The sequence below is a fragment of the Stenotrophomonas sp. 21LCFQ19 genome, assembly GCF_056861425.1.
This window is the reverse complement of the sequence record NZ_JBSPUF010000008.1, coordinates 161,971-176,623: the sequence shown is the minus strand read 5'-3', so window position 1 is coordinate 176,623 and position 14,653 is coordinate 161,971. Positions and strand designations below refer to the sequence as shown.

Genomic DNA, 14,653 nt, shown 5'->3' with positions numbered 1-14,653 from the left:
ACCCGGGGCTTTCCGCAAGAACCCCGGGTGCGCTGCGCTTACCCGGGCTACAAGGGCGGTGTCTGCCTTGCGATATCCGCGTTGCCAAACGCCCTGGCGATAGCTGGGGCGCACAGACAGTCAAACCAAGCCGGTTGCGTAATACACGCCGATGATCGCGAACACCGCCAGCGTCTTGATGATGGTGATGGCGAAGATGTCCTTGTAGGACTGGCGGTGGGTGAGGCCGGTGACGGCCAGCACGGTGATCACCGCGCCGTTGTGCGGCAGCGTGTCCATACCGCCGGAGGCCATCGCCGCCACGCGGTGCAGCACTTCCATCGGAATGCCGGCCGCCTGCGCATTGGCGATGAAGCTGTCGGCCATTGCCGCCAGCGCGATGCTCATGCCGCCTGACGCCGAGCCGGTGATGCCGGCCATGGCAGTGACTGAAACCGCTTCATTGACCAGCGGGTTCGGGATCGAGCCCAGTGCATTGGCCACCACCAGGAAGCCGGGCAGGGCGGCAATCACCGCACCGAAACCATACTCGGAGGCGGTATTCATCGATGCCAGCATGGCGCCGCCGATGGCCGATTTGGTGCCCTCGGCGAACGAGGCGATCACCGGCTTCCAGGCAAAGGCGATGACGCTGAGGATGCCCAGCAGCAACGCGCCCTGCACGGCCCAGATCGCCCCCAGCTTGGAGACTTCCTGCACCACCGGTGCCGGATTGCCGATCACCGCCGGGATGAAGGATTGGGTTTCACCGTAAAAGCCGGGGATCCAGCGGGTGAACAGGAAATTGGCTACGCCGACCAGGATCAGCGGGGTGATCGCCACCAGTGGATGTGCCAGATTCTGGCCGTGGAAGGGTTCTGGCTCATTGCGCAGCTCGTCGTTGGCGCCCGCATAGCCCTCGCCATTGCGCACGGCGACACGGCGGCGCCATTCCAGGTAGCTCATGCCCAGGATCAGGATCACCACGGTGCCGATCACGCCCAGCCACGGTGCGGCCCAGCTGTTGGTGCCGAAGAACGCCGAGGGAATGATGTTCTGGATCTGCGGCGTGCCCGGCAGCGCGTCCATGGTGAAGGTGAAGGCACCCAGCGCGATCGTGCCGGGAATCAGGCGCTTGGGGATGTTGCTCTGGCGGAACAGCTCGGCGGCGAACGGGTAGACCGCGAACACCACCACGAACAGCGACACACCGCCGTAGGTGAGCAGTGCACAGACCAGCACGATGGACAGCATCGCGCGCTTGGCCCCGACCAGCTTGATGGTGGCGCTGACGATGGACTTGGAGAAACCCGAGACCTCGATCAGCTTGCCGAACACCGCGCCCAGCACGAACACCGGGAAGTACAGCTTGAGGAAGCCGACCATCTTGTCCATGAACAAGCCGGTGAACATCGGCTGCACCAGACTGGGGTCGGTCAGCAGCACCGCGCCCAGCGCCGCGACCGGCGCGAACAGGATCACGCTGTAGCCGCGGTAGGCGACAAACATCAGGAAGCACAGGGCCGCCAATACGATCAGAAACGACATTCACAGCTCCCCGGCCAATACATTGCCGGCGAGTATCAGGATCGGGGGCGGCCCGGCCCACTGTACGAAGGGACTATACGCGGCCGGCTAACGCTCCATTAACGTGCGCTCCATGGCGACATTCGTGTGTCGCAACGTCATACCCGGGAGGAGGGAGACCAATGAAGCGCAAGTATCTGAGTATCGCCATCGGTGGCATTCTGCTGGCACCGGCCGCATTCGTGCAGGCGCAGGAGCAGCAGGCGGTGCCGGCAGGCACCAAGGCGACGCAGCTGGACGAAGTGACCGTGACCGCGCGTCGTCGCAGCGAGTCCATCCAGGACGTGCCGGTGGCGGTCAGTGCCTTCGGCGAGGAACAGATCAAGGATCTGCAGGCCTCGACCGTGGAAGGCCTGCAGGGCGCCGTGCCCAACATGAACATCGCCCAGGGCCGCGGCTCGGCCAACAGCGTCAACGTCTTCATCCGCGGCATCGGCCAGCCCGATGCGCTGCAGACCTTCGACCCTGGCGTGGGCATGTATGTGGACGACGTCTACTACTCGCGCATCAATGGCGCGCTGTTCTCGCTGTTCGACATCCAGCAGCTGGAAGTACTGCGTGGCCCGCAGGGCACGCTGTACGGCAAGAACTCCACCGGCGGTGCGATCAAGCTGACCACCAAGAATCCCTTCGACAATGAAGGCGGCGCGGTGGAAGTGACCGCCGGTGACTATGGTCGCCTGGAAGGCCGCTTCTATGTCTCGGGCAAGCTGAGCGACACCGTGGCTGCCAGCATTGCCGGCGCCAAGATCACCAATGACGGCTACGTCAAGGATGCGGTCAGCGGCAAGCGCTACAACGACGACGACACCGAGGCATTGCGCGCGAAGCTGGCCTTCCAGCCGACCGACAGTTTCAGCGCGGTGCTGTCGCTGGACACCACCAAGCAGGACGCAGCGCTGACGCTGGGCCGTCCGATGGCACCATTGCTGCAGACCAGCCTGGCTCCGGCCGGTGTCATCGTGCTGCAGCCGGGAGAAACCGGTGAATGGAATCGTCGTGCGCAGACCTCGTTCCAGAACGGCGAAGGCCAGTACCTGAAGCATTCCGGTGCCTCGCTGTCGATGAGCTGGGACATCAACGAGCAGTTCACGCTGAAGAGCATCAGCTCCTACCGCAAGCTCAAGACCAAGTCGTACATCGACATCGACGCCTCCGAGTACGAGCTGGGCGACGTGCTGGTGGCGCTGGACCAGAACCAGAAGAGCCAGGAATTCCAGCTGCACTACGACAACGGTTCCAATGTGCACGCCACTTTTGGTGCGTACTACATGAAGGAGAACGTGCCGTCGTACCAGGAAGCGTATGCCGATGACCTGTTCTCGTTCCTGGGTGCCAAGGTTCCGTTCCTGCGTACCATCGACGATGACCTGACCACCACGTCCACCGCGGCATTCGCGCATGTGAACTGGGAGTTCGTGCCGACCTGGACCGTCGCCGCCGGCGTGCGCTGGACCAAGGACAAGAAAGACTACAATCGTTCCACCAGCACGTTCTGGGGTGCACCGTTTGCTGGTTCGAACGGCACGGTTGCGTTCGATGCCAAGGCCTCGTGGACGGCGGTAACGCCGTCGATCAGCCTGCAGAAGGAATTCAGCGACAACCTGATGGGCTATGTGTCGGCCAACCGTGGCTTCAAGTCCGGTGGCTTCAACGGCCGCGCCAACACCGTGTACGACACCCAGCACGCCAAGTTCGACCCGGAATACGTGTGGACCTACGAGCTGGGCATGAAGGGCAGCTCGGCGGATCACCGACTGCGCGGCACCGCCACTGCGTTCTACAGCAACTACAGCGACTTCCAGGCACGCGTATCGCAGGACGTGGGCACCTTCCCGGTGTTAAATGCGGCCAAGCTCAACATCAAGGGCATCGAGCTGGAAGGCAGCGCGCTGCTGGGCGAGTCCACCACCTTGAGCGCACAGCTGGGCTGGATGGATGCCAAGTACGACAGCTTCGAGGACTTCCGTCTCGATCCGTCCTACGCCGGCTACGATCCGACCGTGAACCACGACCACGTGCCGTTCTCGCCGGACGTGACTGCCCGCGTGGCCTTGCAGCATGTGTTCTCGCTGGGTGATAACGGCAGCCTGACCTTTGGCGGCGACGTGTCGTATCGCAGCGACACCTGGTTGTCGGTGGACAACCGCAAGGTGCTGAGCCAGGACGCTTACACCCTGCTGGGCGCCTACGGCGTATGGGATTCGTCGCAGCTGACCTGGCAGGTACGTGCGGGCGTGCGCAACCTGACCGACAAGCAGTACAAGACCGAAGGCCAGGAGTTCGCCAGCGTTGGCAACATCCAGACCGCGTACTACGGCCTGCCGCGCAACTGGTATGTGTCGGTGCGTTACAACTTCTGATGATGTAGCCGGTGACGGCTGGCTGATTGGTATGCAAGGCAGCCCTCTCCCGCATGACGGGGGAGGGCTTTTGCGTTTGTTGTTGGTGCTCTGGTTGTAGCTGCGGCGGCGGTTGCCGGAGCAGGTGCTGCTGCTTTGGCTTTGGCTTTGGCTATGGCTGTTGCTATGGCTGTTGCTTTGGCCGTTGTTTTGGCTATTGCTTGGCTGTTGCTGTTGCTGTTGCTTGAAGCCCCTCTCCCGCTTGCGGGAGAGGGGTTGGGGTGAGGGCAGCCCTTGCTGTTGGTTTTTAAGCTCTGGCTTTTGATGCAAAAGCTAAAAAGTAGACTCCTGGCGAACCGCACCCTCACCCCAACCCCCGCTCCGCGCCCCGGCCCCCGCGCCAGCGCGAGGGCGCTCGACGAAGCGCGAACCTATGGTTCGCAAACGCATCTTCTCGCCCCGGAGGGAGAGGGGCTTTGAGCCTGCACCGCTTCATCCTCCGCTCTTAACTCCGTATCCTGCCAAACAGTTTCCGGGAAACGCTTTCCATGTTGAGTCTGGTAACAGTGGCCTTGGCGGGTCTGGCCTGGCTGGCCTTGATGTTCGGCGTGGCCCTGTACGGCGAACGCCGGCCCACCGCGTTTGCCCGGCATTGGCGGCACATCTATGCGCTGTCACTGGCGGTGCACTGCACCTCGTGGACGTTCTACGGCACCGTCACCCAGGCAGCCCGTCACGGCTGGCCACTGCCACCCACCTTCGTCGGCGCCATCCTGTTCTATGCGCTGGCCATCGGCGTGATGATGCGGCTGGTGCGGCTGGCGCGCGAAACCAACGCGACCTCGCTGGCCGACCTGATCGCTGCGCGCTTGGGTCGCGATGCCTGGCTGGCGGCAACGGTGACGCTGGTGACCGTGCTCGGCTTGATTCCGTATATCGCATTGCAGCTCAAGGCAGTGGCGATGAGTTTCGGCATGATCACCTCGCGCGCGGTAGAGGCCGGGCAGGGCGGTTCGATCTGGCAGGACAGCGCCTTGTACGTGGCGCTGGCGATGGCCTTGTTCGCGATGTTGTTTGGCGCACGCCGCGCTGATGCCTCCGAGCACAACCGCGGGCTGGTGCTGGCAATGGCGGCCGAATCGGTATTCAAACTGGGCGCGATGCTGGCGCTGGGGGTATTTGTCTGGTTTGGCTTGAAGGGCGTGCAAGCAGCCCCCGTGGCACCCGTCAGCGCGCCTGAGGGCGGCTTCATCCCGCTGGTGATACTTGGCGGACTGGCGATGTTCCTGCTGCCGCATCAGTTCCATATCGGCGTGGTGGAGTGCCGCGATCCTGCCGATGTGCGCACCTCACGCTGGTTGTTCCCCTTGTACCTGCTGCTGATCGCGCTGCCCATCCTGCCCTTGGCACGCGCCGGTACGCTGCTGTTGGGTAATAGCGTGCCTTCCGACATGTATACGCTGGCGCTGCCGTTCGCCGCAGGCCATGAAGGGGTTGCTTTGTTCGCCTTCCTCGGTGGCCTGAGTGCGGCCACCGGCATGGTGGTGGTCAGTACGCTCACGCTGAGCCTGATGATCGGCAATCATTGGTTTGCGCCAGGTCTGGTGCGCAGCGCGTGGGCGCGCGCTGGCGGTGGTGATCATCGGCGCGAACTGGTGTGGCTGCGACGCGCAGGCATCTGCGTGATCATGTTGCTGGCCTGGGGCTATAGCCGCCTGATTGGCGGTGGTAATGTGCTGGCCGATATCGGTGCGGTGTCGTTCTCGGCGATGGCGACGCTGGTGCCGGTGCTGGCGTTCGCCATCTGGCGTCCGCAGACGCCACCACGTGCCGCCATTGCCGGTGTGGTCGCCAGCTTTGCGACCTGGGCCTGGGTACTGTTGCTGCCATCGCTGCTGGAAAGCGGCGGGCGTACACCGATGTGGCTGCAGCAGGGGCCGTTCGGATGGCAGTGGCTTGCCCCGCAAGGCCTGTTTGGCCTGACCGGCTGGACGCCGTTGGGCCGGGCAGTGGGAGCGAGTCTTTTCGTTGGCACTGCGGTGACCTTGCTGGCGATGGCATGGCGTCGCGATACGCCCGATCGCATCAGCCGCAACCTGGATGCCGATACCTTGCGCAATGCGGGGCGCCGCTTCCTGCCCGACGAGCGCGTGCAACAGCTGTTGGCAGACGCGCCGCGCAGCGGTGCGGTGCCAGCGTCGATCGAGGCCAGCATCGAGCGCGAGTTGTCGGCGGTGCTCGGTGCCGCCTCTGCGCGCCTATTGCTGGATGCCGCACGCCGCGAAGGGAATGAGCTGGCGACCGTGGCAGCCATCGTCAGTGAGGCCTCGCAGGATCTGCGTTTCAGCCAGCAGGTGCTGCAGGCCGCGTTGCAGAACATGAGCCAGGGCATCAGCGTGATCGATCGCGAACAGCGTCTGGTGGCGTGGAACCGCCCTTATGCGCGCATGTTCGGCTTCCCCGATGAGTTGCTGCAGGTCGGGAGGCCGATCATGGACCTGACCCGCTGGGCGCTGCAGGCGATGCCGGCGCGCGGTGGCGATGAGCGTGCGGTGGACCGGCGTCTGGCATTCATGCGCGCAGGCACGCCACACCTGACCGAGCGCGTGTTTCCCGACGGCAGCATCGTCGAGATTCGTGGCAATCCGATGCCGGGCGGTGGCTTCGTCGCCACCTTCACCGACGTCACCGAATTCCGCCGTAGCGAGCGCGAACTCAAGCGCAGCAACGAGACGCTGGAGCAGCGCGTTGGCGAACGTACCGCGTTGCTGGAATCGGCCAAGCGTGAGGCCGAGCGGGCAAACGATGCCAAGAGCCGCTTTCTGGCCGCGGTGGGACATGACCTGCTGCAGCCGCTGCACGCTGCGCATCTGTTCACCGATACGCTGGCGCAACAGGTGGAGTCCAGCCAGCAGCAACAGGCGGTGGTGCAGATCCGTGGCGCCCTGGATTCGACCACCGATCTATTGACCGGCCTGTTCGACATGTCGCGGCTGGAAGCCGGTGGGCTGGTGCCGCAGCCGCGTGACCTGCCGCTGGCTGAAGTGCTGGACCCCTTGGTCTCGGAGTTCCGCGCACTGGCCACTGCGCGCGGACTGGCGTTTCACTATGTGCCCACGGTTGCCTGGGTGAACAGTGATCCGCAGCTGCTGCGACGGGTGCTGCAGAACTTCCTGGCCAATGCGGTGCGCTACACAAGCCAGGGCGGCGTGCTATTGGGCGTACGCCGTGATGGCGAGCGCCTGCGGGTTGAGGTGCACGACACCGGCCCGGGTATTGCCAAGGAAGAACAGCAGCGAATATTCGAGGAGTTCCGGCGCGGCGAGGACAGCAGTGGGCAGGGACTTGGCCTCGGCCTGGCGATCGCAGACCGTATTGCCGGTCTGCTGCATGCACCGCTGCGCCTGCGCAGCGAGAAAGGGCAGGGCACGGTCTTCTCGGTGTCGTTGAAACGCGTGAGCTCGCCGCAGATAGCGAACCAGCCGCGTGCACGCACTGCGGCAACCTCGGGCGGCGTGCCGGTACTGGTGGTTGATAACGATCCTGCCGCCCTGCAGGGATTGGCCGGGCTGCTACGCGGTTGGGGCTATGAGGTGGCCGAGGCCTCGGGCGAAGCGCAGGCGGTGGCGGCATTGCAGCAGATGCCTGCGAGTCTGTGGTTGTTCGACTACAACCTGGACGATGGCGATACCGGCACTGCATTGCAGCTGCGGTTGGGCGAACGCTTTGGCGCGCGACCTACGTTGATCCTCAGTGCCGATGACAGCCTTGCGACGCGGCGCGAAGTGTTGGAACAGGGGCTGACCTTACTGCACAAGCCTGTGCGGCCATTGGCGTTGAAGTCGATCCTGGATCGACTGTTGGCGGCGGATGCGTTGCGGCCCGGGACCGGTGGCAGGGAATAGGGACAGTGCTATCGGTCGGAGTTGGTAGCCCGGGTAAGCGCAGCGCACCCGGGGCTTTCCGCATGGAGCCCCGGGTGCGCTGCGCTTACCCGGGCTACGGAGTTCGGCGAATTGGGTGGTCAGGAACTCCGGATCTCGGTATTTCCGCAATACGCCGCATGCAATGCCTGCATCACGCCCAGCGCCGGGCTGTCAGCCAGCGTGTAGTAGATGGTCTGGGCTTCACGGCGGGTACTGACCAGCGCCGCTTCTCGCATTACCGCCAAATGCTGTGACAGTGCAGACATCGACAGGCCAACCTGCGCCTGCAATTCGCCCACCGAGGCTTCACCTTCCACCAGACGGCACAGCACGCGCAGGCGGGCCGGATGGGCCAGCGACTTCAGCAGCTGCGCCGCCTGCTCGGCGTGCAGCTGCATCTGCTCCATATCCATGTCTGAAGCGCGCATCATGAGCGTTGAGGTTCGGGCTTGTACTTTGGAAGGTACTAGCCTAGTTTAGAAAAAGCTAAATTAAAAGCGAGGCACCCCATGAGCCAGCCGCAGCCTTCATCAACCCTGGTCGAACCGTTCTACGACAAGGACACTGGTACCTTCAGTTACGTGGCCTATGACCAGGTCGGCGGCATGGCCGTCATCATCGATCCGGTGCTGGATTACGAGCCCGCCGGTGCACGCATCAGCACCGCTTCGGCCGATGTGCTGCTGGAGTTCGTGCGCGGCAAGCTGCTGACGGTGGCGTGGATTCTGGAAACCCATGCACACGCCGATCATCTCAGTGCCGCCGGCTATCTTGCTGATCAGCTGCAGGCGCCGGTGGCCATCGGTCGCGGCATCGTGCAGGTGCAGCAGCATTTCAAGACGGTGTTTGGCCTGGGCGATGAGTTCATCGCCGACGGCAGCCAGTTCGACCGGCTGTTCGACGACGGCGATACCTTCAACGTTGGAGCGTTGAGCGCGCGGGTGATCGCTACGCCGGGGCATACCGATGACAGCCTGACCTATGTGATCGGTGATGCCGCGTTCGTCGGCGACACGGTGTTTGCAAGCGACACCGGTACCGCGCGCTGTGACTTTCCCGGCGGCGACGCGCGTCGCCTGTACGCTTCGATCCAGCGCATCCTGTCGTTGCCTGCCGATACCCGCATCTGCCTGTGCCACGACTATCCGGGCAACCGGCGCGAGGCGCAGGCGCAGACCACGATCGATGAGCAACGGCAGAACAACGTGCATCTGAAGGGAGGCACCGACGAGGCAGCCTTCGTGCAGATGCGCCAGCAGCGTGATGCGACCCTGCCGGTGCCGAAGCTGATCCTGCCTGCGTTGCAGGTGAACATCCGTGGTGGTCGCCTGCCGGAAGCGGATGCCCATGGTGTGCGCTATCTACGCTTGCCGTTGGATCAGATCGGAAAGCCGCAATGAACAGCTGGATGATGGCGCTGGCCGGTGGCGTGCTGATTGGTATCGCTGCCACCTTGCTGTTGTGGCTGACAGGGCGTATCGCCGGCATCAGCGGCATTCTTGGTGGTGTGCTGATGCCGCGCAGCGGCGAGCTGGCTTGGCGCGTGGCTTTCCTGGTTGGCCTGATCGGCGCCGGCGCCGCGTATCTGTGGCTGGTGCCGGGTGCGTATTCGCCACGACAGGGATTCTCGCCGTTGTTGCTGGTGATGGCCGGTGTGTTGGTAGGTTTCGGTACGCGCATGGGCAACGGCTGTACCAGCGGCCACGGTGTCTGCGGTCTGGGGCGCTTGTCGATGCGTTCGTTTGCCGCGGTGTTGACCTTCATGGCAACTGCGATAGCAACTACCTATGTCGTGAGGCACCTGGCATGAGTACGTCACGCATCAGCTTGGCTGCATTGGTTTCCGGTGCGCTGTTCGGTCTCGGCTTGGCGGTGTCAGGCATGACCAATCCGCAGCGCATCCTGGGTTTTCTGGATGTGTTTGGTGACTTCAATCCGGCGCTGCTGTTTGTGCTTGGCGGCGCGGTTGGGACGACGATGCTGTTGTTTCGCTTTGTCCTGCGGCGTCCTGCGCCGGTGTTTGCCGAACGCTTCCAGATATCGGATCTGCGCAGCATCGATCGGCCGTTGCTGATCGGTGCGGGTTTGTTTGGTATTGGCTGGGGATTGGCTGGCTATTGCCCGGGCCCGGCGCTGGTTGGCCTGGGTGTGTTGTCACCGGAGGCGTTATGGTTTGTGCCGGCGATGGTGGCAGGTATGTTGCTGCACAAGTTGACCAACAGAAGCAATGTGGGAGCGGTGTCAGCCGCGAAGCTGACATCGGTTCCGACGTCGGAATAATTGCAATCAGGAATGCGTGGGGTTGGTCCGGCCGCGGGCGGCCAGTTCGATAGCTTCGCGGCTTACGCCGCTCCCACAAGAATCAGAAGCCTTGACTACAGCGCCTGCCGCGCCGGGTCGCTCAATTCCAGCTCACGCAACACCACGCTGGCCTGGGTGCGGTTGCGCACGCCCAGCCGCTCGAAGATGGCGGACAGATGCGCCTTGACCGTGCGTTCCTGCACATCAAGGCGGTCGGCAATCTGCTTGTTGAGCAGGCCTTCGGCGACCAGCGCCAATACGCGGAACTGCTGCGGTGACAGGCTTGCCAGCCGCGCTGCCAGTTCGCTGTCATGCGTGGACGATTGCGCGCGCGAAACCGAGGCGCGCAGCGCGGCCGGCAACCATTGCTCGCAGGCCATCACGCAGCGGATCGCCTCGCGCAGCTCGTTCAAGCCGGAACTCTTGGGCAGGTAGCCCGCAGCGCCATGATCAAGCGCACGCCGCACCACGCGCGGATCGTCATTGGCCGACACCACGATCACCGCCACGCCAGGATGCTGGGCACGGATCGCGGCCAGCCCGGCCAGACCATGATTGCCCGGCATGTGCAGGTCGAGCAGGATCAGGTCGGTATCCGGCGCAGCATCCAGTGCGGCCAGCACGCCTTCCAGTGATTCGGCCTCGCGCACCGATAGATCGCTGACCGCCTCGCTGGCAGCCTGCCGCAGGGCGGCACGGAACAGGGGATGGTCGTCGGCAATCAACAGGCTGGGCATGGCGGTGCTAACAGGATGGAAGGAAGCGGGTGCCGGCTGCTCGGCAGCATGCGCCCGGGGCAGTATGCCGTGGATTTCAGCCATTGCCCGCTTCCTCCTGCATTTCCAGACTTACTGCGCGGTCCAGCCGCCGTCCATCGGCATCGCCGCGCCGGTCAGGTTGTGCGCCTCGCGGCGGCACAGCCACACCACCATTGCGCCGATGTCTTCCGGCAGCGACATGCGCAGGCTTGGCTGCTTTTCTTCCAGCAGGGCGCGCACGCCGTCGTCGCGGCTGCCGCCATTGCGGTGGGCCTGGATCTGCGGCTCGATCAACGGGGTTTCCACCCAGCCCGGGCACACGCAGTTGACGGTGACGCCACCGCTGTCACGGCTGCCAGCAGCGGCATATTCCAACGCGGCGACCTTGCTCAGGCCGACGATGCCGAACTTGCTGGCCACATAAGGAGCCTTGTTTTTGGAGGCGACCAGGCCGTGCACCGAGGCGATGTTGACCACCCGGCCATAGCCGCGCTCGGCCATGCCAGGCAGCGCCTGCTGCATGGTGTGGAAGGCCGCGCTGAGGTTGATGGCGATGATGTCGTCCCACTTCTGTGGCGGCTGTTCGGCCAGCGGTGCGGCGTGCTGGATGCCGGCGCAGTTCACCAGGATGTCGATGTTGCCCCAGGCCTGCACGGCTTCGAGCATGTGCGCGATCTGGTCGGGCTTGCGCAGGTCGGCATCGAAGTGTTGTGATTCGGTGCCGGTATCGGTGACGCTCTTCAGCGCCGCCTCGATCTGCTCGGCGCTGCCGAGGCCATTGATGGCCACGCGCGCACCGGCGCTGGCCAGGGCTTGGGCGATGGCCAGGCCGATGCCGGAGGTACTGCCGGTCACCAGTGCGGTGCGGCCTTGCAGGAAGCGGTCCATGGGGAACTCCGATTGTTGCTTTGGGGGATGGTGGAAACCTAGCAGCCGTGGCGCTAAAAGCGTGTGGTACTTAAGTACGATGAGCCGGGTACTGCGGCTCTGCTAGGGTGCGTCCATGAGCCAATCCCTACTGCGCGCCGCCTGCGGCCTATTCGTCGGACTGAGCCTGGCCTCCTGTGCCAGCGGCCCAGCATCCAAGTCCGTGGAGCCTTCCATGTTCAGCAACGAACTCCGCAGCGAACACCGCGGCAGTGACGACCTGCTTACCGCCGGGCTCGGCCTGGCCGGCCTGCGCAGCATGGCGCCGCCGGCATTCGCCGACGCCAGTGCGCCGACCGTCGATGAGCTGCGCCGCCGGGCGATGTGGGGCAGCTGGCGCGGTATTGCCGACCTCGCTCCCGGCGGTGGCTACGGCGAATTGTTCGGCAGCCTGCAGAGCGTGCCCGGCCGGGAGTATTCGGCGTTCGCGCGCCTGCCCGGTGCCAAGCAGCCGCACCGCGTGCTGGCGCAGATTCCGGACAACTTCGATACCGGCAAGCGCTGCGTGCTGGTCGCACCGGCGTCGGGCTCGCGCGGCATCTATGGCGCCGTCTCGGTTGCCGCTGCCTGGGGCCTGCCCAAGGGCTGTGCCGTGGTCTATACCGACAAGGGCGCGGGCAGCGATTATTACGATCTGAACGCGCAGGCTGGCGTGCGTGCCAATGGCACGGTCGGTGCCTTGGGTGAAGTGAGCGACCTTGCCTTCGTGCCGGATGCGCCGATCAACGCCTCGGGCGTGGCGTTCAAGCATGCGCACTCCAAGGACAACCCGGAGGCCGATTGGGGCCGCCACGTAAAGCAGGCCGCCGAGTTCGCATTGCTGGCGTTGGCAGAAGCCTATCCGCAGGCTGCGCCTTTCACGTTTGAGAACACCCGCATCATCGCCGTTGGCATTTCCAACGGTGGCGGTGCGGTGCTGCGTGCGGCCGAGTTGGAAGGCGATTGGCTGGACGCCGTGGTGGCGGGCGAGCCCAGCATCTACTCCAGCGGCCCGGGCGCACGCGCGCTGTACGACTACAGCACCGAAGCGGCGCTGTTGATGCCGTGTGCGCAGCTGCATATGAGCAACCTGCCGCAGCCGCCAATGACGGCTGCGCTGCAGGCCAGTGCCGCATTGCGCTGCGCGACGCTGGCGGCGGAAGGTGTTATCAGCGGCGCGACTCCGGCTGCGCAGGCCAAATCGGCTTACGACCTGATGCTGAGCAAGGGCTGGACCGACGCATCGCTGCGTGCGGGTGCCTTGTCCACCGGCTTCGATCTGTGGCGTGCGATCGCCGCGACCTATGCCTCGGCTTACGGCCGTTATGGCGTGGGCGAGCACCCCTGCGGTTTCAACTTTGCGGCACAGAACCCGGACTTCTCGCCGCGCGCCGCGACCGCCGTCGAACGTGCGGCGTGGATCTCCGATGGCAGCGGTATTCCGCCGGGCGCAGGTGTTGGCCTGCTCGACAGCAAGGTCGCCTTGCCCGACCTGACCTATGCCGGCCTGAAGTGCCTGCGTGGACTGTGGGACGGGCAGGGCGAAGACGCCAGGCATGTGCAGGCCGGTATCCAGGCTACCCACGCTGGATTGCCGCGCAAGGGTCTGCCGGTGATGGTGGTGCACGGTGCTGACGATGGTCTGATTCCGCCGGCTTTCAGCAGCGCGCCGTATGCGGATGCAGCGAAGGCTGCCGGGCGTGAGGTGAGCTATTGGAAGGTGCAGAACGTGCAGCACTTTGATGGTTTCCTCGGCCTGCCGGATTACGGCTCGCGTTACCTGCCGTTGTTGCCGTACGTGTACGAGGCGCTGGATCGGGTGCAGGCGCGTCTGGACAAGGGCACGGCCTTGCCGGCCGATGCGGTGATCGCGACCATCCCGCGTGCGGGCAAGCCGCTGACGGCGGAGAACCTGGCGATGCCGAAGTAAGTGCTTCTACTCCCTCCCTTTTGCGCAGCAAAGGGGAGGGTTGGGGAGGGGTTGCTTTGAGCCCCCTCCATTTGCCGAAGGCAAGGGGAGGGTTGGGGAGGGGTTGTTGTTGCTCTGCGCTGTTGGCTCTGTGGCTTCGCGGCTCACGCCACTCCCACAAAAGAAGCAGCCATCCGCGCGCTGATGGCATCATTGCCGGATGCATACACTGAACTCTCCTTCCCGCGTCATCCCGTCCGCCCTCTACCAGCTCGAGCGCTGGCGCAATGGTCTGGGCTGGACGCGCGAGATCCTGCGTCTGCCGGAGCAGGGTGATTGGCAGCTGCGTTTGTCGATCGCCGAGATCGAACAGGATGCGGCCTTCTCCGCCTTCCCCGGTGTCGAACGTGAGCTGGTGCTGCTGCAGGGCGAAGGCCTGCGCCTGCGCTTTGCCGATGGCCGTTGCGAAACCCTGCTGCCGCCGTATCAGCGCCTGCGCTTCGCTGGCGAGGCGGAGTTGGTGGGTGAACTGGTCGATGGCGTGACCCAGGATTTCAACCTGATGTGGCGGCGTGAGGCGCTGCAAGCCGAGCTGCTGCATCGCCCCTTGGTTGGCAACATGCTGTTCTTCACCGAGCCGCAGGCCGCGTGGGCGATCCATCTATTGGCTGGGCAGGCCGAATTCGAGGGTGGTGTGCTGCCGGCAATGTCGGCGGGCGATACCGCCTGGTTGGGGGCGGGGGAGCGGCAGCGCTACACGCTCAGCGGCGGCGGTGAGCTGCTGGCGATAAAGGTGGCCCCGGCTGCTGTAGGATCGGCGTAAGCCGCGAAGCCAAAGAACCAGCGGTGCAAAGCTTCACCTGTAGTGGGGGGGCCGGCGCGGGGGGGGGGGGGGGGGGGGAGGGCGGGGGGCCGCGGGGGCGCGGCAGCCCCGGGGGGGGGGGT

At 64.6% G+C, this 14,653-nt stretch carries 11 protein-coding genes; 7 read left to right on the top strand and 4 right to left on the bottom strand.

What is annotated here, in order from left to right; all coding sequences use genetic code 11:
• Nucleotides 1-120: 120 nt before the first annotated feature.
• On the bottom strand, nucleotides 121-1,527 hold the full coding sequence (locus tag AC13FW_RS10910; protein ID WP_481546230.1) for a GntP family permease: 1,407 nt from the start codon (nucleotides 1,525-1,527) through the stop codon (nucleotides 121-123).
• A gap of 161 nt (nucleotides 1,528-1,688) precedes the next feature.
• Here AC13FW_RS10910 and AC13FW_RS10905 point away from each other — a divergent pair, with 161 nt between their 5' ends.
• The gene (locus AC13FW_RS10905) at nucleotides 1,689-3,929 is read left to right on the top strand and encodes a TonB-dependent receptor (RefSeq protein WP_482989071.1); all 2,241 of its coding nucleotides are present in this window, start codon (nucleotides 1,689-1,691) and stop codon (nucleotides 3,927-3,929) included.
• 527 nt (nucleotides 3,930-4,456) lie between these two features.
• Complete coding sequence (locus AC13FW_RS10900) at nucleotides 4,457-7,813, top strand: hybrid sensor histidine kinase/response regulator (RefSeq protein ID WP_482989070.1); 3,357 nt, start codon at nucleotides 4,457-4,459, stop codon at nucleotides 7,811-7,813.
• Between the two features lie 119 nt (nucleotides 7,814-7,932).
• On the opposite strand, the gene AC13FW_RS10895 is transcribed toward AC13FW_RS10900, so the two are convergent.
• Entirely contained in the window at nucleotides 7,933-8,262 is a 330-nt protein-coding gene (locus tag AC13FW_RS10895) for an ArsR/SmtB family transcription factor (RefSeq protein WP_482989101.1), read from the bottom strand.
• An 81-nt stretch (nucleotides 8,263-8,343) separates the two neighbouring features.
• On the opposite strand from AC13FW_RS10895, the gene AC13FW_RS10890 reads away from it, so the two are divergent.
• Genes AC13FW_RS10890 through AC13FW_RS10880 form a run of 3 tightly spaced genes read left to right on the top strand, consistent with a single transcriptional unit; the run spans nucleotide 8,344 to nucleotide 10,114 of the window.
• Complete coding sequence (locus AC13FW_RS10890) at nucleotides 8,344-9,234, top strand: MBL fold metallo-hydrolase (RefSeq protein WP_482989069.1); 891 nt, start codon at nucleotides 8,344-8,346, stop codon at nucleotides 9,232-9,234.
• Nucleotides 9,231-9,644: a YeeE/YedE family protein gene (locus AC13FW_RS10885; protein ID WP_482989068.1), complete on the top strand. Its 414-nt coding sequence runs from the start codon at nucleotides 9,231-9,233 to the stop codon at nucleotides 9,642-9,644. Before AC13FW_RS10890 ends, AC13FW_RS10885 begins: the two co-directional genes overlap by 4 nt.
• Entirely contained in the window at nucleotides 9,641-10,114 is a 474-nt protein-coding gene (locus AC13FW_RS10880) for a DUF6691 family protein (RefSeq protein WP_482989067.1), read from the top strand. Before AC13FW_RS10885 ends, AC13FW_RS10880 begins: the two co-directional genes overlap by 4 nt.
• A 95-nt stretch (nucleotides 10,115-10,209) precedes the next feature.
• Here the strand turns inward: AC13FW_RS10880 and AC13FW_RS10875 are convergent, their stop codons facing one another.
• Together AC13FW_RS10875 and AC13FW_RS10870 are read right to left on the bottom strand one after the other, a co-directional pair.
• Nucleotides 10,210-10,872, bottom strand: coding sequence for a response regulator transcription factor (locus AC13FW_RS10875; RefSeq protein WP_296250722.1), 663 nt, complete (start codon nucleotides 10,870-10,872; stop codon nucleotides 10,210-10,212).
• Between the two features lie 111 nt (nucleotides 10,873-10,983).
• Entirely contained in the window at nucleotides 10,984-11,781 is a 798-nt protein-coding gene (locus AC13FW_RS10870) for a 3-hydroxybutyrate dehydrogenase (RefSeq protein ID WP_482989066.1), read from the bottom strand.
• 115 nt (nucleotides 11,782-11,896) lie between these two features.
• On the opposite strand from AC13FW_RS10870, the gene AC13FW_RS10865 reads away from it, so the two are divergent.
• Both AC13FW_RS10865 and AC13FW_RS10860 read left to right on the top strand, forming a co-directional pair.
• Nucleotides 11,897-13,729 carry a 3-hydroxybutyrate oligomer hydrolase family protein gene (locus tag AC13FW_RS10865; protein ID WP_482989065.1) on the top strand — a complete coding sequence of 611 codons (1,833 nt, stop codon included), beginning with the start codon at nucleotides 11,897-11,899 and terminating at the stop codon, nucleotides 13,727-13,729.
• 199 nt (nucleotides 13,730-13,928) lie between these two features.
• A complete protein-coding gene (locus AC13FW_RS10860; protein WP_482989064.1) occupies nucleotides 13,929-14,531 on the top strand; it encodes a HutD/Ves family protein in 603 nt (200 codons plus the stop codon).
• Nucleotides 14,532-14,653: the final 122 nt, after the last annotated feature.

What these genes read in the sequence shown, in the direction of transcription:
- AC13FW_RS10910 (WP_481546230.1), bottom strand. Translation starts at nt 1,527, where the DNA reads ATGTCGTTTCTGATCGTATTGGCGGCCCTGTGCTTCCTGATGTTTGTC.
- AC13FW_RS10905 (WP_482989071.1), top strand. Translation starts at nt 1,689, where the DNA reads ATGAAGCGCAAGTATCTGAGTATCGCCATCGGTGGCATTCTGCTGGCA.
- AC13FW_RS10900 (WP_482989070.1), top strand. Translation starts at nt 4,457, where the DNA reads ATGTTGAGTCTGGTAACAGTGGCCTTGGCGGGTCTGGCCTGGCTGGCC.
- AC13FW_RS10895 (WP_482989101.1), bottom strand. Translation starts at nt 8,262, where the DNA reads ATGCGCGCTTCAGACATGGATATGGAGCAGATGCAGCTGCACGCCGAG.
- AC13FW_RS10890 (WP_482989069.1), top strand. Translation starts at nt 8,344, where the DNA reads ATGAGCCAGCCGCAGCCTTCATCAACCCTGGTCGAACCGTTCTACGAC.
- AC13FW_RS10885 (WP_482989068.1), top strand. Translation starts at nt 9,231, where the DNA reads ATGAACAGCTGGATGATGGCGCTGGCCGGTGGCGTGCTGATTGGTATC.
- AC13FW_RS10880 (WP_482989067.1), top strand. Translation starts at nt 9,641, where the DNA reads ATGAGTACGTCACGCATCAGCTTGGCTGCATTGGTTTCCGGTGCGCTG.
- AC13FW_RS10875 (WP_296250722.1), bottom strand. Translation starts at nt 10,872, where the DNA reads ATGCCCAGCCTGTTGATTGCCGACGACCATCCCCTGTTCCGTGCCGCC.
- AC13FW_RS10870 (WP_482989066.1), bottom strand. Translation starts at nt 11,781, where the DNA reads ATGGACCGCTTCCTGCAAGGCCGCACCGCACTGGTGACCGGCAGTACC.
- AC13FW_RS10865 (WP_482989065.1), top strand. Translation starts at nt 11,897, where the DNA reads ATGAGCCAATCCCTACTGCGCGCCGCCTGCGGCCTATTCGTCGGACTG.
- AC13FW_RS10860 (WP_482989064.1), top strand. Translation starts at nt 13,929, where the DNA reads ATGCATACACTGAACTCTCCTTCCCGCGTCATCCCGTCCGCCCTCTAC.